Here is a 14,916-nt window from a genome sequence, read left to right as displayed (position 1 = left end):
ATTTGGCTCACGTAGGAGAAACAACGGTGATACCACGTATGACTTCAAATACTACACCTAGCGGTATTGTCAGTGCCAGCAGCTATAATACCACATGGAATAGATATCCTTGGCATGCTTTTATTAATAGTAACAATTCTTATTGGCAAAGTAACTCTAGTAATACTGGGTGGATACAATATAAATTTGATAATGAAAAAATAATACGTAAATATACAATTACTCCTTCTGATCCTAGGAATGCTCCGAAATCATGGAGTTTTAGGGGCTCAAATGATGGTTCAGATTGGACGGTTTTAGATTCTCAAATTAACGAAAGTACATGGGAAAAGAATGTTAAGAAAGAGTTTGAATTCCAAAATGTTACCCCATATACTTATTACAGAATTAGTATAACAGCAGCAGCAGGCGGAACAAGTTATCCTATTCAAATAACTTATATTGAAATGATGGAGTTAGTCTATGACAATAAAACACTAATCCACCACAACAATGAATACAAAAAATATAACAACGGCTGGGTATCTCTCTCTAATACTCTAACCGATCAGTTATTTCTCACAGAGGGTATGGACGATGCCTCAATTATTCCAGAATCAGCATGGGCTGAACTCTCAGGTGATATTGAATTGTGCCACTGGACAGACGATCCAAACAAAACCGAAGCCCAATTCACTATTGAAACTGAACCATTTACTCTCGAAGACGAATTCGCAGGTCAAACCATCAAGATTATCGAATACACCGACAATCCAAACCAAACAGAATCAAGAATCACCTTAGAAACAGAACCATTCACTCTCTACGACGAATTGGGTGATGAAGTCGATGTTCTCTATTACACTGACGACCCAAACAAGACTTCTGCCGAACTGGAGATCAACGCCAACTACTCCCCTCTCGATGAATTGGATGGAGATTTTGAGGTGGTAACCTGGAGCGATTCAGATGCCCCTCCCCTGCTTCATGTTGAGGGAGTTCCGTTTGAGCAAGTTGTACTTCCGTCCAGTGAACAAGAGATTTTTGGTAAACTGCTATCTCTTATCCTAGAGGAAAATTCAAATGATTCTGTAGGAAAACTAAGAGTTATCATGTCTTTTGACGGTGGACGAACATGGGAGTCCAATAAATATGGAAAATGGTTAACTATCGACCATACGAATAAAGATGCAATCATTTCACATGGTATGTCGCCACATGATGTATCAAAGCTACAAGAAGCATCCTTTAAAGGCAAGGGCGATAAAATCCGAATTGGTTATTTAATTGCTGATAATATCCACCTTGCTGATGGGCACACTTTTTTACATAACACTAAAGCAGACGTTACATCTCCTACAGGAACAATCAAGTTTAGCGATGTTGCTTTTTACATACTCAATACAGCCGCTACAATTCAAGTTGAGTTTGCAGGTAACAAGTTAAGTGGCGAGCTATCTGATGATGATTTAGGTAAGGTGCAATATAAGGTATCTTTGAATGGCAACCCTTATTATCCTTCAAGCGGACATTACACGCCATTAATGAATTCCCCGCAAGCAATAAATATAAATATTTCAGATCGAGATATTTTATTTGGTGTATATAACACCTTAAGAATAGACTTCCAGGATGCTTGGGGTCAGCAAGATTATTGGGAAACCACCTTTATTGGCACATACTCTGGCATTATGTTCATGGATGAAAATAAAAATTATTTATCCAATTCTTTTGGCGAGATATTAAAGTATCTTGACTTTGGAGTCATTATTGCTGGGCAAACCACATTAGAGCAAAAGGTGATTGTAAAGAACCAGATCGGCTACCGTGTACAGAATTTGTTGCTTGAAGTAGTTAAAGAGAAACTGCCCGAGGGTGTGACCATAGAGATGTCACGCTCTAATTTTCCGTTTATTGCTGAAGATCCTCTTTTGTTCAACAGATTTTTTAATGAGGATGAAGAGTTCGAGTTTTATGTAAGAATTGTAACGGAACTGTTGGCTCCACCTGCACCAAATGGCACGTTTGAAATTAGAGCAAAGGCAGACACCGTATAATTATCTCAATACAATGAGATGGGAAGTGAAACTTTGGATGAAGTATTTGACATAAGCAGTGAGATTACAGTAAAAAGCAGGCTGTCTAACCGAATGGGAGGCAGCTTTATTCTTTATCGCTCTGCTGATGAAGATTTAGAGTCAACCATTTTAATTAAAAAACCAATGGGCAGTGATCTAAACTCACTAATATCCATTAGAACGAAGCATGAACTGAATTTAGATGCTACTCTAGATATCAAGTATCGCGGCAATGATGATGTGGATGCAGAGATTCTAGCCATAGCAGCAGATTTTATAGAATCAACAATTGAGGTCAGACCACATAATCGAATGTTCGGGAAGTTTGAGCTTCTTGAAGCGCCTAGAGTGCAAGTGAAATTGCCTCCAATTGCAGACTCGACGACAAGAAGCCGTTCTGATTTGCAAACCATCAACTATGGCGACGCCAGAAGTATGCTGACTGGTAGGAGCAGTGAGGAGCAATTTAGCTCTTTTATACAATTTGCTGATTTCAGCAACTCCATTCCAGATTTAAAGTATCTTGAGGGCGCAAAGCTAAGATTATATTATATCAACCTGCCTAGTGGCAGCAATCTTGAATTACATCAACCAGATACAATATGGCGAGAGATGGGTATTACCTATGCAAACCAGCCATACTCTGTTGAGCTATTAAAAGATCAATATGTGATTAACACAAAAGAGAGATATGTTGAGTTTGATGTTCTTGATATCGCGTTAAGATGGCAAGATAAATCCTTGGATAACTTTGGATTCATTATCAGAACTTCTGACGGGGAATCTCTTAGCTTTTTTACTAAGGAGTCAGAACTTTCACCTCTGCTAATCGTTGATTACATCACGTCTCAAGTTTACTCTATTGGACGCTCCGAAATGGAGTCTGAACTATTCATCATAGGTAAGGGTCATAAAGATATAACTGGAATGATCACTGTTAAGAGTGATGTTGGATTAGAGTGGCTTGAATCTTCTATTTATGTTCATCAAAAAGAAGATCCTCTGGATGAGGATCGAGATGCAGTAATAACTGTAAGTAAGAGAGAAATCGATTCCTCTCTGACCGTAGGAATACGTAAATATGATGAATTAGAATCTGCAATAACCGTTAGACACAGCAATCAAGTAACCGAGCTAATATCTGAAATCAGAACAAGTCAACCTGATTTGGCAGCAGTAATTACAGTTGATCCTAATATTTCCTTACCGGGTGAAATGATCGTCTCACGCAAGGAAAAATCAACACTTGAAAGCATTATTACGGTCAATCAAAGAGACTTAGGTGCAGCTCTAGAAGTTTCTGATTACACAAGACGTTTTGAAGACCTTGAAGCTGAATTTACTGTTGTTACGGAGCAGGAAACCATTTTAGAATCTTTTCTTACAGTATCTAGACAAGATCTCCATGCTGAAATAACAATAAGAGTCCAAAATGATGATGATCTTGATAGTTCCTTAGAAGTGCCTTACTACGAAGACCTAGATAGTTTTATTAAGGCTTCTCGACCTGATCTCAACTCCTTCATTTCCATCAAGCATACGAGTGAGACAGACGCTTTCATAGAAGTTAAAGAAAGGGAATATCTAGAGTCAGTTATTGATATTAGAAATATAGATGAGCTTGAAGCAGTGCTTATTGTTAAGCAGATCGAAGAAACTGAGGCAGAAATTGTCATTAGTCAGCCTGATTTAGCTGGATTCTTGAGTCCTCGTGCTGAGGGAATCGAAGATATGCCAGTTGTTGCGATGATCAGGAAAAGAGATGTTAGCGATTTAGATAGCTTCATTTCTGTTAAAGGAAAAGGTAATAGTAACTATGTATACATCATGTAACACTATTTAAAGGAATGCCCTTCTAAAGGGCGTTCCTTTTATTTTTCTAAATGAGGAGAGCAAACAAAATGGCGTTATATTTAAAATTGCTAGAGATTAAAGATTTAATATTCACCTATCTCAAGCCGCTAACAGCTAAAGAAGTCGGATTCTATGGCATTTTTGGCGTTATCGGGAGCATGATTGCTCAAACATATGGGGGTTGGAGTCCAGCAATGACATTACTTATTATCCTAATGGGTTCCGACTACATTACAGGCATCCTCGCCAGCCTTAAAGAAGGCCGGGGCATCGCAAGCGCCGCATCATTCTGGGGCCTTATCAAGAAAGGCTTGATGCTGCTAGCAGTGCTGATCGCGCATCATGTGGACATTGCGATGAACACGAATGCCGTAATGATCGGGAGCATTTATTTCTGGTATGCCAATGAGATTATTTCTCTGGCCGAGAATTACGGGAGACTGGAGCTCCCCTTCCCAGAGATCATTCGAGAGAAAATAGCCATCCTTAAAGGGAAAGAAAAGAATCATTAGCTTTAGATATGAAATTGACTCACAAAGGAGAAAATCATGAAGCAGCAAGGCCATTTTCTGTTGATGAACCGCTCGGAATTCCGAGACTGGCTGCAGAAACAAAAAATTACTAGAAGCATAAACAAGCTGCAAGTGCATCATACTGCTTCTCCAAATTACGCAACTCGCAAAATGAAAAACGGGGTCGCGCAGCAAGACCCTTTTACTTGTCTTGAAGGAATGCGCAATTACCATGTCTACACCAATAAATGGAGAGCTACGGGTCAGAACATGACCATTATGGAAGACGGCAGAGTCGCCATTTCGTTAGACAGAGATTTGAACCAAACACCGGCGGGCATTACTAACCAGAACCATGGCTCGATCTGCATAGAGATCATAGGAAATTTTGATAAAAATAATGACGTGATGACGAATGAACAACAGCAATCCATCGTGCATGTGTATGCCTGTTTATGTGAAAAACTATCTATACCCGTAAATACCAGCCATATTGTTTATCATGCGTGGTTTACAAGCTCAGGCATCCGATTATCCGATTATACGCCAGGCAAATCATCCAAAACTTGTCCAGGGACAAACATCTGGGGCCAAGGCAATACTGTAGCCACAGCAAATAAAGGCTTTATTCCTGCCATTAAGCAAGAACTCGAACGACTAAAAAATGAAACGGTGGATCAGCCAATGACAGCAAATGAGAAAAAGGCTTTTGAAGAACTTAAGGAACAAGTCGCTAGTTTAAATAGAAAATCCATCATGCAAGACATTCCCGATTACGCCCAGCCGGCCATTGACGCATTAAGTAAAATGAAGGATAAGAACGGAAATCCCGTTTTGAATACGATAAATGGACGAAGCAAGGACTTTTATGACATTATCACTGTACTATTTCGTGCAGGATTGTTCTAAGGATTAACCTAAATCATGGTTTTTGGCTCTCCTCTCCTATCGTCAGATCTGTAATGGCTCCACCTCCCCCATACCTCCCTCCATTTGCATAAAATCATAAATTAGTGGAAAAATAACAACTCAACATGCTTATAAGGAGGTAATAATTGTGGCCAAACCGGACGATCGTTCCGATAATGTGGAAAGATTACAGGATGCTATCGAGGATACCATCGAAAACTTCCGCGAGGGACAGGATTATTTGAGCGAACATGCCGATGAAATCAGCGGTGAAGAGAAAGCCCAAATCGAAGCTAAAAACAAACGTCGCCTTAACAGTATTCAAGGCTTCCGTGAAGAGGTTAAGGACGAAGCCGCTGACGCGGAATAATCCGTATCTTGAGCACCATAAGCATAAAAGCAATAAGAGAGAACGAGAACAAGCATCCAACGTTCTCTCTCTATTTTCCCCGGATATGCACACATCAATTATTCCCCCGTGTATCTTCCCTCTCCTTGATCATCTGATCCAAAACAGCCTGCACGTCCTTCTGAACCAGCTTTGCGCCTCATTCAAGATTTCTCCCCCTCTTGCACAAGTGTAAGTTCTCTATTCAGCAACTCAGAAGCCCGCGTTTCAAATTCTTCAGGAATCTTTCGACTGTAAAATCGCTCATCGAGTCAGACCTTGAAAACAAAAAAATGACACCGATCCTCGATCGATGCCATTTCTCTGTGTAACAGTACTTTTACTTAAACTTAAGCTTCGTCCCAGACAGTAACTTCCTTCATCTTGTCGCCAGGGCGCACTTGATCCACCAGCTCCATACCGGACGTCACTTTCCCAAACACCGTGTGTACGCCGTTCAAATGCGGCTGTGGCTCGTATACGATAAAGAACTGGCTGCCGCCTGTATCCTTGCCCGCATGCGCCATAGAGAGCACTCCACGCTCGTGCTTGGTCGTGTTCGTGGCTGTTTCACATTTGATCGTGTAGCCAGGGCCGCCGGTTCCGCTTCCGTTCGGGCATCCGCCTTGAGCTACAAAGCCAGGGATAACGCGGTGGAACGAAAGTCCATTATAGAAGCCGGAGTTAGCCAGCTTCTCGAAGTTTGCTACAGTGCCTGGCGCCTCTTCCGGTAAAAATTGAATTTCTACCACTCCGCCGTTTTCCAGTACGATTTTACCTTTTTTCATATCGGATCACTTCCTTCTTTATTCTCATAAGACAAACCTCTTACAGTTTACTATGAAATCGGGCGATGAGCAAAAAAAGCCCGCCACCATTTCTGGCGGCGGAGCTATTCCAACATCCCTGCAGCCTTTTAAGACTGCTGTTACTGTATTTAAATCGTCATTACGCGGCCTTATTTATATGACGGCTGCTTCGAAATACGCTCGGGAATGACATCGCAGGAGATGATGTCCTGCAACGTCTCACGCTTAACGACAACGTCGCTGACTCCATCCTTTACGAACACGACGGCCGGACGGCGAATGCGATTATAATTGCTGGCCATCGCGTAGTTGTAAGCCCCCGTGCAGGATACAGCGAGCAGATCTCCTTGGTTCACTTGAGGCAGCTCCAGATCCCAAATGAGCATATCTCCGCTTTCGCAGCATTTACCGGCAATCGATACTGTCTCTTCATTCGCGTCATTTCCACGGTTCGCCAGCATCGCCTCATACTTGGAGTCATAAAGCGCCGGACGCGGATTATCGGTCATCCCGCCATCAACAGCGACATATTTACGTACCCCTGGAATATCCTTCGTTGAACCGATGGTATATAGCGTTGTACCGGCATCGCCGATAATGCTGCGGCCTGGCTCTACCCAGATTTCTGGGATTTGCGCATAGACTTCCGCAAAGTGCTTCTTGACCGCATCCGTAATCGATTTAACATACTGAGACACATGCAGCGGCTCATCTTCTCCGGTGTAACGAATACCAAAGCCGCCGCCCAGGTTAATGACCTTGAAAACAACGCCAAGCTTCTCCTTGATGCCTGCAGCAAAATCAGCTACACGCTCTACGGCCAGCTCGAAGCCCTCTACCTCAAAAATTTGCGAGCCGATATGGGAATGCAATCCGAGCAAACGAAGATTCAAGCTGGAGGCTGCCAGCTCAACCGCTGCCTCTGCCGAGCCATTTCCGATATCAAAACCGAATTTCGAATCGGTCTGTCCCGTGGAAATGAACTCATGCGTATGAGCTTCAACCCCTGGGGTAACGCGCAGGAGAACGTTCACGGCAACACCCTTCTCAGCAGCAATCGCCTGAAGCATATGCAGCTCGGTGAAATTATCTGCGACGAAGCAGCCGATCCCTGCAGAAATAGCCATTTCCAGCTCATCCAACGTCTTGTTGTTGCCATGGAAATGAATACGCTCGGCCGGAAATCCAGCCTGCAGAGCCGTGTACAATTCCCCTTCGGAAACGACGTCCAGCGACAAGCCCTCTTCCTCCACGACTCTGCACATGGCCATTACACAGAAAGCTTTACTCGCATAGGCCACCTGGAACGTAAGGCCCGATTGCTTGAATGCATCCATATATTCGCGGCATCTTTGCCGTACAAGTGCTTCATCAACGATGTAGAGCGGTGTACCATACTGCTGCTTCAAATCGACCGTATCGCAGCCGCCGATTTCGAGATGCCCTTTGGCATTAATGTTGCTAGTACCATGTAAATACATTTAGCACTCTCCACTTTCAATTTTTACACCAGTATAGCAAACATTAGGTGAACTGAAAAATGGATTTTTACGAATATCATTTGTATTTTTTGTCGGACAACCTGTTTGTCTACTCCTGCCGCGGCATTCGCGTACGATCCCTGGCCTTGTTGAAGGAAGGCCTTTGCTTGGAGGTCATGACGGGCAAGCGGAAAAGAATTGCGGCCATCGCCTTTGCATTAAACGGAATAAACGGCCACAGATAAGAGGAGTTATAGGAGCGTCTTAGCGTTAGCCATATAATAAAGGCCGTCACTCCTACTACAAATCCCGATCCGCCGAAGATCGCTACGGCGACAAGCAAGCCCAACCGAATAGCCCGATTGGCGAGCCCCAGCTCATAGCTCGGCGTAGCAAACATCCCGATAGCAGCAACGGCCATATACAGCACCACCTCATTGACGAACAGGCCTGTTTTGACGGCGATATCCCCAATCAATATTGCAGCGATCAAGCCCATAGCCGAAGCAAGAGGGGTCGGTGTATGTACCGCAGCCATTCTGAGCAAATCGACCCCAAATTCAATAAGAAGGAACTGTGCGATCAGCGGAATTTTAGCCTCGGCCTGTGGGCCAATAAACGCCAATGAAGCCGGCTTAAGCTCCGGATGGATAACCAATAGCAGCCATAGCGGAAGCAGAAACAACGAGGCAAATATGCCGATAAATCGTACCCAGCGCAGATAGGTGCCCATAAATGCCGTCTGCCTGTTCTCTTCTGCATGCTGGCATAAATCAAAGAACGTCGTCGGCAAAATAATGACGCTGGGCGATGTATCGCTAAACAGCGCAACTCTTCCTTCCAATATATGCGAAGCAACGACATCCGGCCGCTCCGAATACCGAACGAGTGGATACGGATTCCAGCCTTTTCGTACGATCGCTTCCTCCAATTGCTTGTCCGCGAGCGGGATTCCATCAATATTGATCGAGGTAATCTTTTCACGCAGGGAGTCGACCTGGGTTTTATCCACGATATCATCGATATAAGCGATACAAACATCGGTTTTTGTTCTGCGACCCACCTTATGCATTTCAAAGGTTAAACCAGGATCACGAAGCCGCCGACGGACGAGGGTAACGTTCGTGAGCAGCGTTTCTGTGAAGCCGTCCCTCGCCCCTCTTACGACGCGTTCCAGCGAGGGCTCCTCAGGGTTGCGAACCGGATAGGAACGGGTATCCATTACTAAGGCCTCGTTCGCGCCTTCAATGAATAAAGCACTCATCCCGCTGAGTACCATCGTGATGACGTCGCTGAGCTTATCGATTTTCTTGACCTGAAAATGCGGTATATACAGATCAAAAAAAGCATGCAGTGCATCGGAAGTTATATTGTCAGGCGACAGATATGTCAGCCGTTTAAGAATTTCCTGCAATATATCCTCCTTTGCAAAGCCGCTGACGAAAAACAATCCCGTCCGTACATCCCCAAACGCCATTTCCCGAAAATCAACGTCAAAGCTCTTGCCGAGGCCAACAACCTCCTCCAGCGTTTTCCGCGTCGTATCCAAATCCTCGCTAATGCTGTTGCTTTGCTGCCAATAAACGACTGACTCCTCTACCGTATCTGAACGCTCACGCTCGATCTTTCGATTCCGCAGCTCATCGTCCGTGCCGTCAGCTTCCTCAACAGAATCCTCTTCCAGATAAGGAATAAATTCAGGCGGATGCTGCGGCTCATGAGAAAACCCGTTGTGCTCCCGATCCGTCATGCTTTACCTCCTTGCTTGCTTTGCAACGATTTGTCCTCTACCTATGGTTATAAACAAAAAATTCAAACAATGAGCCGGCTACTTTTCCGAATACCATGGCGAGAAGCAGCCCGAACAAATAATGCTGCATCCGAAGCCTCTTCGCGAGAATCGGCAGAACATTTAGCACCTCTGTCAGTGCCGCGGCAAGCAGGCCGACAAATACGCCGTTCAGCAAGCCAATGAAGCCGCTGATGAGCCATGGGCCGTGGATATGCCACTGGTAGAAATCTGCTACCGTCCCGATAAACGCTCCGCTGACCATCGCGCCTTCATACCAATGCACCTTATCATAGGATCCGGTCACTTGCGCCAGCCTCGGAATGACGTCAAGCACGATGAAGAGAGCGATAATTCCGCCTCCGACCGCTATGCCGCCGGCCAATCCCAGAAAAATAAAAATCGCCGCTGACCAAGGTGAGATCAAGGGTTCTTCTCCCCCCGTCCCGCCGCTTTATGCATCTTCTTATATTCCTCGGAAATGACGAATTGATTCAAATTTTCCTGATATAAATACATTTCAACCTCAAGCGGAGTGGGCTCTTCATTCCATTTTTTCTTAAACAAATGATTAAAAAAAACCACCATTCCGAGCCCGATGCCAATGGAATAGGCTCCTTGGAACAAGTACGGATGCTCATCGCGCTCGCCGGTGATCATCTCCACGATCCGGACTTGAACTGCCTCCATACTCACATCAGCATGGAAATTCATGATCGTCAGCGCAGAGCCAAAGAACAAGAGCAGCCAAACGACAATAAACAATAGAAACAGCGGCTTCTTTGCCGTACTGACCATTTCAACCAGCACCTGCGGCTCGCCGATATACTCTATCTGCATGTCCGGGATACGTTCTTGTATGCGTGCTATGATCTGAAGCATATCGATAAGAAGCAAATTGCCGTCCTGCTCCCGCGGCTTCTTGATCACTACATCCAGGAGCCTTGGCTCAAGCTTCGAATCCGTTAGAACACGGGCTACATCGCGAATTCGCACAGCTTGGCCTATAGGAAGCTTGACATGCTTGCGCAGCTGCAAATATATCGTAGCGGGGTTCTGTTTCATCCCAACACCTCTTTCCAGGACGAATTGTCCATAGTATGCCAAGCGGAGAGATGGTTTACTCGTTATTAACGAAAAGCCCCGGTAACTGCAGCAGCAACCTTCCTTATCTGCCTTATATATAGCAAAAAACGGCTCTCGGGATTTAGCCGAAGCCGTTCTTGCATAAAAGCTTACTGCACTAACGAACACCCGTATATTATTGCGCAATCTGGTCACGGATGTTTTGCAGTATTTTTTTCTCCAGCCTGGATACTTGAACCTGGGAAATACCAAGCCGGTTGGCTACCTCAGACTGCGTCTGATCGCGGTAATATCGCAAATACACGATCAATCGCTCCCGATCGGACAGGCCATGAATGGCTTCATGAAGCGCCAGCTTATCGAACCAGCGATCCTGCGACTCATCCGCAATTTGATCCATCAGCGTAATCGGATCGCCATCATTCTCAAATACCGTCTCATGGATCGAGGTAGGCGGTTTATTGGCCTCTTGGGCGAATACAACATCCTCCGGCGTCAACCCGAGCTCATCGGCGACCTCCTTGACCGTAGGCAGCCGATTGAGCACCTTCGATAATTCATCCTTCTTCTTGCGAACCTTGTTCGCCATCTCTTTCAGCGAGCGGCTGACCTTGAGCGTCCCATCATCCCGCAGAAAACGCTGGATTTCCCCGATAATCATCGGGACAGCATACGTGGAAAATTTGACGTCATAGCTGAGATCGAATTTATCCACTGATTTCAGCAAGCCGATACAGCCGATTTGGAACAGATCCTCGGGTTCATATCCCCGATTCATAAACCGCTGCACTACCGACCAGACGAGCCGTATGTTGCAGTTCACAAGCCGGTCGCGGGCACCGTGATCCCCGGATTGGCTCAGAGCGATCAACCGCTTCACTTCGGCATCATCCAAAAACTCTCTTGAGGTTTGCTTCACATCAGCATCCATAGATCCAACCCCTAATTGTATAAAGCTTTCTTGGATACAATCCTCTTCTTCATCCGAATGGACGTGCCGCCGCCCATTTCACTCGCGACGTCGAACTCATCCATAAAATTCTCCATGATTGTAAAGCCCATGCCCGATCGCTCAAGTTCCGGCTTGGACGTGTAGAGAGGCTGCTTCGCAAGCTCTACATCTTCTATTCCTTGTCCCTTGTCCTCAATCACTAAAGTAACCGTGTCCCCTTCAATATGGGCGGATATCGTGACAATTCCTTCCGGATCGCTGTCGTATCCGTGAATAATGCAGTTCGTTACGGCTTCAGACACGACGGTCTTAAGATCCGTAATTTCATCCATAGTAGGATCAAGCTGCGAGACGAATGCCGCAACTGTCACTCTGGCAAAAGATTCATTCTCCGACCTTGCAGCAAATTGCAGCGACATAAAATTGCTGGCGGCTTGGTTCATAATGCGACCTCCAATTCAGAGAGCGCAGCGCTCTCATTCTCGACAATGCTCATAATCTTAAAGAGCCCCGACATTTCGAACAGCCGATAAACCGAGCGATTGACGTCGCACAGCACCATTTTGCCGCCTTTATGCTTGATCAGCTTATATCTTCCCAAAATGACACCAAGACCAGAGCTGTCCATGAACTGCAAGGACTTCAGGCTGAGCACAAGATGGCGGCAATCCCCTCGTGCAATTTCTTCATCCATTCTCATACGGACATCATCCGCCGTATGGTGATCCAACTCTCCGCTTAAACGCACGATGAGCGTTTCGCGGTGTCTTACCATTTCCACATGTAAATTCACGTCTGTTCACTCTCCTCCCTGACATGAACACAACAATTCGCTAAGCCTGCACGGAATTCCTTCCCCCTGACAAAACTAGAAGAAAAACCCTATGAATCTACAAAAAAGAGGTGTGAGGCCGTACGCTTGAACATCGTCCACCAGCCTGCTTTATCGATATCCGTTGGCGATTTCAACTCGAACTCCGTAATCGCCTTACCCTCCTGATAGACGATCAGCTTTCCGATGCTTTGGCCCTTCTTGATTGGAGCAGCCAGCTTCTCGGGCACCTCCAGCTTATGCGTAATGCTGCCCGGGGTAGCACCCTTATTGACGAGCACATTCAATTGGCGTGCTGCTGACAGCTCCAGCAGCGGAGACTGTCCCTTCTGGATTTTTACCTTCCCGATCACTTCACCCGCTTTATAAATCGGCAGCAGGGCATATTGGGAAAAGCCGTAATCGAACATCGCGGACACCTCGCTATTCCGGATCTTCGTGTTCGGTTCCCCTAGCACGACAGCAATCAGCCGCAGGCCGTCTCTTTGCGCGGTAGCCGCCAAGCAAAATTTGGCCTCCGACGTATATCCGGTCTTCAAGCCGTCTGCGCCGTTATAAAATCGAACCAGCTTATTCGTATTAACAAGCCAAAATGGCTTTTGCGTATTTTGCCGCAAATAATCCTGATAAGCACCGGTATATTCCGTTACCTCCGGATACTTTAGCAGCTCCCGGCTCATGATCGCGATGTCATGGGCAGAGCTGTAATGGTTCTCCACCGGCAGCCCGTTGCAATTCTTGAATAGCGTATCCTTCATGCCCAGTTCAGCTGCCCGCTGATTCATTAATTTTACGAAGGCCTTCTCCGAGCCCGCGATTTTCTCGGCGATCGCCACGGAAGCGTCGTTGCCCGATGCCATGGCAATGCCTTTGAGCAGTTCATCTACGGTCATTTGCTCTCCAGGCTCCAAAAAGATTTGCGAACCGCCCATGGATGCCGCATATTCGCTCGTTGTCACTTTGTCCGTCAGCTTCAAGGTGCCTTTATCGATCGCCTCCATCGTTAGCAGCATCGTCATAATTTTCGTTATGCTGGCCGGTGGCAGCTTTTCATGGCTCTTTTTCTCGTAAATGATCGTTCCCGTGTCTGCATCCATCAATATCGCTGAATTGGCATTATCCGCTAGCAGAGCATCCCCTTCCTCATTCGCCTCGCCAGGAGCGGAAAATACAGCCGCCGGCCAAGCTGAGAAGATAAGCAGTACTGCGATGCTCCAAATTAACAGCCGCTTGCTCAAGATTAGTCCCCCTTCATCGGATTTTACAAAATATTGGATTCTGCTAACCTAGTATCGGCGAAATAAAGCCAACATATTCCTCTCAAAGCAAAAAAACGGCGCTTCCAGCGATCTAAGCAGATCAACTGGAAACGCCGCTTGTGGCCTAAAGGTTATAGGATTAAAGCTTAGGGATAATTCCCAATACAAGATGAAGGAACTTCTCGCGAACCCGATCCGTCGTCTCGATGACTTCCTCATGCGACAGCGGTTGGTCAAGAATCCCGGCAGCCATATTGCTGATGCAGGATATACCTAGCACCTCAATACCGGCATGTCTGGCCACGATTACCTCGGATACCGTAGACATACCCACGGCATCGGCTCCCAAAGTTCGGAACATACGGATTTCGGCCGGTGTTTCATAAGAAGGCCCCAACAGTCCGACATATACGCCCTCCTGCAGCGGGATGTCCTTATCCTGAGCTGTCTGCTTCGCAATCTCGCGAAGCTTGCGGCTGTATGCCTCCGACATGTCCGGGAAACGGGCGCCAAGCTCCGGATCATTCGGCCCTGCCAACGGATTTCGGCCCGTCATGTTCATATGATCCGAAATCAGCATTAAATCGCCCGGCTTGTAGGAAGTGTTGATTCCCCCTGCCGCATTCGTTACGAGCAGCTTCGTTACGCCGAGTGCCTTCATGACGCGCACCGGAAACGCCGTTAGCTCCGGCCCGTAGCCTTCATACATATGGAAGCGGCCCTTCATTAGAACTACAGGCGTTCCTTGCACGGTGCCGATCAGCAGCTCGCCTGCATGCCCCTCAACCGTGGACTGGGGAAAATACGGGATATCTTGGTACGCAATGCTGGAGGCATCCTCAATATGCTCTGCCAACACGCCAAGTCCCGAGCCGAGAATCAATCCGATCTTCGGCGTTACGTTCGATTTGGAGCGGATATAGTCCGCTGCTTCCTGAATCATTCCTTGCGTTAATGTCGTTGTCATTGTATCGATCTCCTTTACATC

Annotated in this window: 15 protein-coding genes; 5 read left to right on the top strand and 10 right to left on the bottom strand. The window is 46.1% G+C overall.

Going from position 1 to position 14,916, the window contains the following annotated elements; translation table 11 throughout:
* Positions 1–2: 2 nt before the first annotated feature.
* The 5 genes from ACE3MQ_RS09140 to tlp all read left to right on the top strand — a co-directional run bounded on the left by ACE3MQ_RS09140 (position 3) and on the right by tlp (position 5,702).
* The gene (locus ACE3MQ_RS09140) at positions 3–2,036 is read left to right on the top strand and encodes a discoidin domain-containing protein (RefSeq protein WP_379392297.1); all 2,034 of its coding nucleotides are present in this window, start codon (positions 3–5) and stop codon (positions 2,034–2,036) included.
* A 33-nt stretch (positions 2,037–2,069) separates the two neighbouring features.
* The gene (locus tag ACE3MQ_RS09135; protein WP_379392296.1) at positions 2,070–3,890 is read left to right on the top strand and encodes a DNRLRE domain-containing protein; all 1,821 of its coding nucleotides are present in this window, start codon (positions 2,070–2,072) and stop codon (positions 3,888–3,890) included.
* Positions 3,891–3,958: 68 nt separating this feature from the next.
* Positions 3,959–4,423, top strand: coding sequence for a phage holin family protein (locus tag ACE3MQ_RS09130; RefSeq protein WP_379392295.1), 465 nt, complete (start codon positions 3,959–3,961; stop codon positions 4,421–4,423).
* A gap of 36 nt (positions 4,424–4,459) precedes the next feature.
* Positions 4,460–5,332: a peptidoglycan recognition protein family protein gene (locus tag ACE3MQ_RS09125; RefSeq protein ID WP_379392294.1), complete on the top strand. Its 873-nt coding sequence runs from the start codon at positions 4,460–4,462 to the stop codon at positions 5,330–5,332.
* A gap of 148 nt (positions 5,333–5,480) precedes the next feature.
* Complete coding sequence (tlp, locus tag ACE3MQ_RS09120) at positions 5,481–5,702, top strand: small acid-soluble spore protein Tlp (RefSeq protein WP_379392293.1); 222 nt, start codon at positions 5,481–5,483, stop codon at positions 5,700–5,702.
* A 368-nt stretch (positions 5,703–6,070) separates the two neighbouring features.
* On the opposite strand, the gene ACE3MQ_RS09115 is transcribed toward tlp, so the two are convergent.
* The 10 genes from ACE3MQ_RS09115 to ACE3MQ_RS09070 form a co-directional block, all read right to left on the bottom strand.
* Positions 6,071–6,508 (bottom strand): peptidylprolyl isomerase, encoded by a 438-nt coding sequence (locus tag ACE3MQ_RS09115; protein ID WP_379392292.1) that lies wholly within the window; start codon positions 6,506–6,508, stop codon positions 6,071–6,073.
* 170 nt (positions 6,509–6,678) lie between these two features.
* Positions 6,679–8,010 carry a diaminopimelate decarboxylase gene (gene lysA, locus ACE3MQ_RS09110; RefSeq protein ID WP_379392291.1) on the bottom strand — a complete coding sequence of 444 codons (1,332 nt, stop codon included), beginning with the start codon at positions 8,008–8,010 and terminating at the stop codon, positions 6,679–6,681.
* Positions 8,011–8,119: 109 nt separating this feature from the next.
* Positions 8,120–9,760, bottom strand: coding sequence for a spore germination protein (locus tag ACE3MQ_RS09105; RefSeq protein WP_379392290.1), 1,641 nt, complete (start codon positions 9,758–9,760; stop codon positions 8,120–8,122).
* A 37-nt stretch (positions 9,761–9,797) separates the two neighbouring features.
* Positions 9,798–10,226 carry a stage V sporulation protein AB gene (locus ACE3MQ_RS09100; RefSeq protein WP_379392289.1) on the bottom strand — a complete coding sequence of 143 codons (429 nt, stop codon included), beginning with the start codon at positions 10,224–10,226 and terminating at the stop codon, positions 9,798–9,800.
* Positions 10,223–10,864 carry a stage V sporulation protein AA gene (locus tag ACE3MQ_RS09095; RefSeq protein WP_379392288.1) on the bottom strand — a complete coding sequence of 214 codons (642 nt, stop codon included), beginning with the start codon at positions 10,862–10,864 and terminating at the stop codon, positions 10,223–10,225. The genes ACE3MQ_RS09100 and ACE3MQ_RS09095 overlap by 4 nt, the downstream gene beginning before the upstream one ends.
* Before the next feature lie 196 nt (positions 10,865–11,060).
* Entirely contained in the window at positions 11,061–11,816 is a 756-nt protein-coding gene (sigF, locus tag ACE3MQ_RS09090) for an RNA polymerase sporulation sigma factor SigF (RefSeq protein ID WP_379392287.1), read from the bottom strand.
* An 11-nt stretch (positions 11,817–11,827) separates the two neighbouring features.
* Positions 11,828–12,280 (bottom strand): anti-sigma F factor, encoded by a 453-nt coding sequence (gene spoIIAB / locus ACE3MQ_RS09085; RefSeq protein ID WP_379392286.1) that lies wholly within the window; start codon positions 12,278–12,280, stop codon positions 11,828–11,830.
* Positions 12,277–12,630, bottom strand: coding sequence for an anti-sigma F factor antagonist (gene spoIIAA / locus ACE3MQ_RS09080; protein WP_379392285.1), 354 nt, complete (start codon positions 12,628–12,630; stop codon positions 12,277–12,279). The genes spoIIAB and spoIIAA overlap by 4 nt, the downstream gene beginning before the upstream one ends.
* Before the next feature lie 89 nt (positions 12,631–12,719).
* Positions 12,720–13,907: a D-alanyl-D-alanine carboxypeptidase family protein gene (locus ACE3MQ_RS09075; protein WP_379392284.1), complete on the bottom strand. Its 1,188-nt coding sequence runs from the start codon at positions 13,905–13,907 to the stop codon at positions 12,720–12,722.
* Positions 13,908–14,067: 160 nt separating this feature from the next.
* A complete protein-coding gene (locus ACE3MQ_RS09070) occupies positions 14,068–14,895 on the bottom strand; it encodes a purine-nucleoside phosphorylase (protein WP_379392283.1) in 828 nt (275 codons plus the stop codon).
* Between the last annotated feature and the right edge of the window lie 21 nt (positions 14,896–14,916).

This window comes from Paenibacillus lentus, from assembly GCF_042714055.1.
Lineage (GTDB): Bacteria > Bacillota > Bacilli > Paenibacillales > Paenibacillaceae > Fontibacillus > Fontibacillus lentus_A.
This window is presented reverse-complemented; position numbering and strand designations above follow the sequence as displayed.

Coding starts and splice junctions, on each gene's coding strand:
- ACE3MQ_RS09130 (WP_379392295.1), top strand. CDS start 3,959: ATGGCGTTATATTTAAAATTGCTAGAGATTAAAGATTTAATATTCACC.
- ACE3MQ_RS09125 (WP_379392294.1), top strand. CDS start 4,460: ATGAAGCAGCAAGGCCATTTTCTGTTGATGAACCGCTCGGAATTCCGA.
- ACE3MQ_RS09115 (WP_379392292.1), bottom strand. CDS start 6,508: ATGAAAAAAGGTAAAATCGTACTGGAAAACGGCGGAGTGGTAGAAATT.
- lysA (WP_379392291.1), bottom strand. CDS start 8,010: ATGTATTTACATGGTACTAGCAACATTAATGCCAAAGGGCATCTCGAA.
- ACE3MQ_RS09105 (WP_379392290.1), bottom strand. CDS start 9,760: ATGACGGATCGGGAGCACAACGGGTTTTCTCATGAGCCGCAGCATCCG.
- ACE3MQ_RS09095 (WP_379392288.1), bottom strand. CDS start 10,864: ATGAAACAGAACCCCGCTACGATATATTTGCAGCTGCGCAAGCATGTC.
- sigF (WP_379392287.1), bottom strand. CDS start 11,816: ATGGATGCTGATGTGAAGCAAACCTCAAGAGAGTTTTTGGATGATGCC.
- spoIIAB (WP_379392286.1), bottom strand. CDS start 12,280: ATGAACCAAGCCGCCAGCAATTTTATGTCGCTGCAATTTGCTGCAAGG.
- ACE3MQ_RS09070 (WP_379392283.1), bottom strand. CDS start 14,895: ATGACAACGACATTAACGCAAGGAATGATTCAGGAAGCAGCGGACTAT.